Genomic DNA, 3,837 nt, shown 5'->3' with positions numbered 1-3,837 from the left:
CCTCCGAGCTGCTCGAACGCGTCGGACTCGGCCATCGCGCCGACGCGCTGCCGCGGCATCTGTCGGGCGGCCAGCAGCAGCGGGTCGCCATTGCACGCGCGCTGGCGCCCAATCCAAGCGTGCTGCTGCTGGACGAGCCGACCTCGGCGCTCGATCCCGAACTGGTCAGCGAGGTGCTGGAGGTGATCCGGCGGCTGGCGATCGATGACGGGCTGACCATGCTCATCTCGACGCACCAGATCCGCTTTGCCGACGAGGTCGCCGATCGCGTCGCCTTCCTCAGCGGCGGTGTGATCCTGGAGGAAGGCCCGGCGCACGAGGTGCTCTTCAATCCGCGCCATCCGGTCACCGCGCGCTTTCTCAGCGTGATGGACGCCGACCGCACGCCGGAGACCGTCAGATGATGACGCTCGTCTCGTCCTTGCACATCCCGCTGCGCAGAAAGGTCCCTGCATGAAGCATTTCACCCTGCCGGTTTCGCCGGCGACCATTCACTGGGGCTATTTCAGCAAGACGGTCGCCCCCGCGCTGACCTTGCGCTCGGGCGACCGCGCCACCATCGAGACGCTGACCCATCACGCCAATGACGATTACGAGCGCATGATCGCCAATGATCCCGGCGCCGAAAGCGTGTTTCACTGGACCCGTGAGCACAAGGCGGTGGCGCGGCGCGGCGCCGGCCCGACCGAGGGCCCGTTCATTCGCGGATCAGGCGAAGGGCTCGGCGTGCACCTGTTGACCGGGCCGGTCGCGATCGAAGGCGCCGAGCCCGGCGACGTGCTCGAGGTCCGCATCCTCGACATCCGGCCGCGGCCGAGCTGCAGCGCCTGCCATGCCGGCAAATGCTTCGGCTCCAATGCCGCGGCGAATTGGGGTTTTCACTATCACGACCTGATCGACGAGCCGAAGCCGCGCGAAGTCATCACCATCTTCGAGCTCGACACCTCGGGCGAACCGTTCGCGAAGGCGGTCTATAATTATGTCTGGACGCCGCAGACCGACCCTGACGGCATCGTGCATGCGACCATCGATTATCCCGGCGTCCGGGTCGACCACGGCACCGTGCGCAAGCGCGACAACATCATGAAGAACATCAAGGTGCCGGCGCGGCTGCATTTCGGCACCATGGGGCTGGCGCCGTCGGAAGCCGATTTCGTCAGTTCGATCCCGCCGAGCTATACCGGCGGCAATATCGATGACTGGCGCATCGGCAAGGGCGCGCGGATGTATTATCCGGTCGCGGTCGACGGCGCGTTCTTCTCGGTCGGCGATCCCCACGCCGCGCAGGGCGACAGCGAACTCGGCGGCACCGCGATCGAGACCTCGCTGACCGGCGATTTCGAGTTCATCCTGCACAAGAAGAACGATCTCGGCGGCACGACGCTCGAGGGCCTGACCCACCCGATGCTGGAGACCGACCAGGCCTGGTCGGTTTACGGTTTTACCTATCCAAACTATCTCGCCGAGCTCGGCCCCAACGCCCAGACCGAGGTCGCCAACCATGCAAGCCTCGACCGCGCCGTGCGCGACGCCTTCCGCAAGCTGCGCCGGTTCCTGATGACGGTGCACGGGCTGAGCGAAGATGAGGCGATTTCGCTCTTGTCGGTCGGCGCCGATTTCGGCGTCACCCAGGTCGTCGACGCCAATTGGGGCGTCCATGGCACGATCCGCAAGTCCATCTTCAGGTGCGATTAATGCATTGAACCGCAGGGGTTTTTGGCCGCAACGGACGGAGAATGAGGGTGCCGTGACACCGTCGTCGCGGCGGAGGGAGTCGCATGTCTGGCACGGGGGTTGCTTCGACTTTCCCGTGCTGGGTCGACCCATGAGTTTCCGTCCGTTCACGAGCGAATCCTACGCGCAGGACGACCGCCCCGAGGCTTGGCGGGACGTGCTCCGCGCCGTTGGCCTGCGCCCGGCGTCCGCCCATACCTTCTACGACGGTCACGCCACCGCCTCGCATCGTCAGGCTCCCGGTGTGGCGCTGACGCGGCTCGCGGCGGAATCGCAGGCCGTCTCGCCGCTGCCGCAACCGAACGAGGAGCTGCCGATCGCGCTGCTGCCGATCGAGGATGGCGTGGTGCTGAAGAGCCGCGCCGGCCACCGCATCATTCCGGTCGGCCATCTGCTGCTGCTGCCGCGGAACGGCGACTGGAGCGTCATCTTCCAGCGCGACATGCGCGCGATCGTGCTGTCGGTGACCTCGGACGCGCTGCATGGCCGCATCGTCGGCAAATTGAAATTCACCGAGCCGCAGGTCGTGGTGCCCGGCGGCTTCGCCGACGTGGTGTCGCGGCTATTGGAGTCCACGGCGCGAACGCTGGAAAGCCTGAGCGACGTCGAGTGGACCACGATCGCCCAGAGCCTGGTCGATCTTCACGTGACGCTCGCGCACCGGCATTCCGCGGCCACGCCCGATGTTGGCAGCAGCGCGAACCAGGCCGCGATCCTGCACCGGATCTGCCAGGCCATCGAGCGCAGACTGGATGATCCCGCGCTGGCGCCGGTCCGCCTGGCGCAGGCCGAAGGCATCTCCGAACGCTATTTGCAGAAGCTGTTCGAGGGCGTCGGCGACAATTTCACCCATTATGTGCGCGAGCGCCGGCTGCAGCGCGCCTGGGCCGACCTGTCGAACCCGACCGAGGCACACCACTCGATCTCCGAGATCGCCTACCGCTATGGCTTTGCCGATTCCGCGCATTTCAGCCGGAGCTTCCGGCATCGCTTCGGCCTGTCGCCGCGCGAATTCCGCCAGCAGGAAGCCGGGCGCGTGACCGCGCCGTCGACAGCAAGCGAGCAGCGCGGCTGGCCCCATGAGGCGCTGGCGCAATTGCGTTCGCATCAGCCGGCAGCCGCCAGCAAGAGCCGCGCGGTCGCCTGCGGCGCCGAAACCGATGACCATCGCGCCGCTTCTGCACCGAGCCATCACCACCTCGCGATCGACGCCGCGAAAGTACATTGGGGCTATTTCAGCCGCTCGCTCGCGCCGCAAGCCGAGATCGCCTCGGGCGATACCATCACCATCGAAACGCTGACCCAGCACGCCTCCGACGATCCCGAGCGCATGATCGCAGGCGATCATGCGGCGGAAAGCGTGTTCGGCTGGACGCCGCAGACCAAGAATGTCGACCGCCGCGGCGCCGGTCCGATGGATGCGAGCGTGTTCGGGCGCGGCGCCGGCGAAGGCTTTGGCGTGCACATCTGCACCGGCCCGGTCGCTGTCAAGGACGCGCAGCCCGGCGACGTGCTGGAAGTACGCATCCTCGATATCGTGCCGCGGCCGAGCCGCAATCCAAACCATGCAGCCCGCGTGTTCGGCAGTAGCGTCGCGGCCTGGTGGGGCTATCACTACAACGAACTGCTCGCCGGCCCGAAGCCGCGCGAGGCGGTAACGATCTACGAGATTTTTGCCGACGATCCGGCGCCGCATGCCCGCGCGCTGTACTCCTATCGCTGGCAGCCGCAGACCGATCCGTTCGGCGTGGTCCACGCGACCTATGACTATCCCGGCGTCCCGGTGGCGCCGGATACCATCAAGCGCCGGCAAGCGGTGCTGGAAGGCATCCGCATTCCCTTGCGGCCGCATTTCGGCGTCATCGCGGTGGCACCGCGCGAGGTCGATTTCGTCGACTCGATTCCGCCGTCCTATTTCGGCGGCAATCTCGACAATTGGCGGCTCGGCAAGGGCGCGACCATCTACCTGCCGGTCTCGGTGCCGGGCGCGCTGCTGTCGGTCGGCGATCCCCACGCGGCCCAGGGCGATGGCGAACTCAGCGGCACCGCAATCGAATGTTCAATGACCGGCACGTTCCAGGTCGTCCTGCACAAGAAGGTGAG

The 3,837-nt window shown here is 66.6% G+C and carries 3 protein-coding genes; all 3 read left to right on the top strand.

Features of this window, described 5'->3' with window-relative positions; genetic code table 11:
- The coding region (locus WCB02_RS09210) for an ATP-binding cassette domain-containing protein (protein ID WP_423957684.1) at nt 1-404 on the top strand (404 nt) is incomplete at its 5' end.
- A 49-nt stretch (nt 405-453) separates the two neighbouring features.
- Nucleotides 454-1,695, top strand: a complete 1,242-nt coding sequence (locus tag WCB02_RS09205; protein WP_423957683.1) for an acetamidase/formamidase family protein — start codon at nt 454-456, stop codon at nt 1,693-1,695.
- Between the two features lie 130 nt (nt 1,696-1,825).
- A partial coding sequence (locus WCB02_RS09200) for an acetamidase/formamidase family protein (RefSeq protein WP_423957681.1) occupies nt 1,826-3,837 on the top strand: 2,012 nt, incomplete at its 3' end.

This window comes from Bradyrhizobium sp. (genome assembly GCF_049581145.1).
In the GTDB taxonomy this organism is placed as follows: Bacteria; Pseudomonadota; Alphaproteobacteria; order Rhizobiales; family Xanthobacteraceae; genus Bradyrhizobium.
This window is presented reverse-complemented; position numbering and strand designations above follow the sequence as displayed.

What these genes read in the sequence shown, in the direction of transcription:
- WCB02_RS09205 (WP_423957683.1), top strand. Translation starts at nt 454, where the DNA reads ATGAAGCATTTCACCCTGCCGGTTTCGCCGGCGACCATTCACTGGGGC.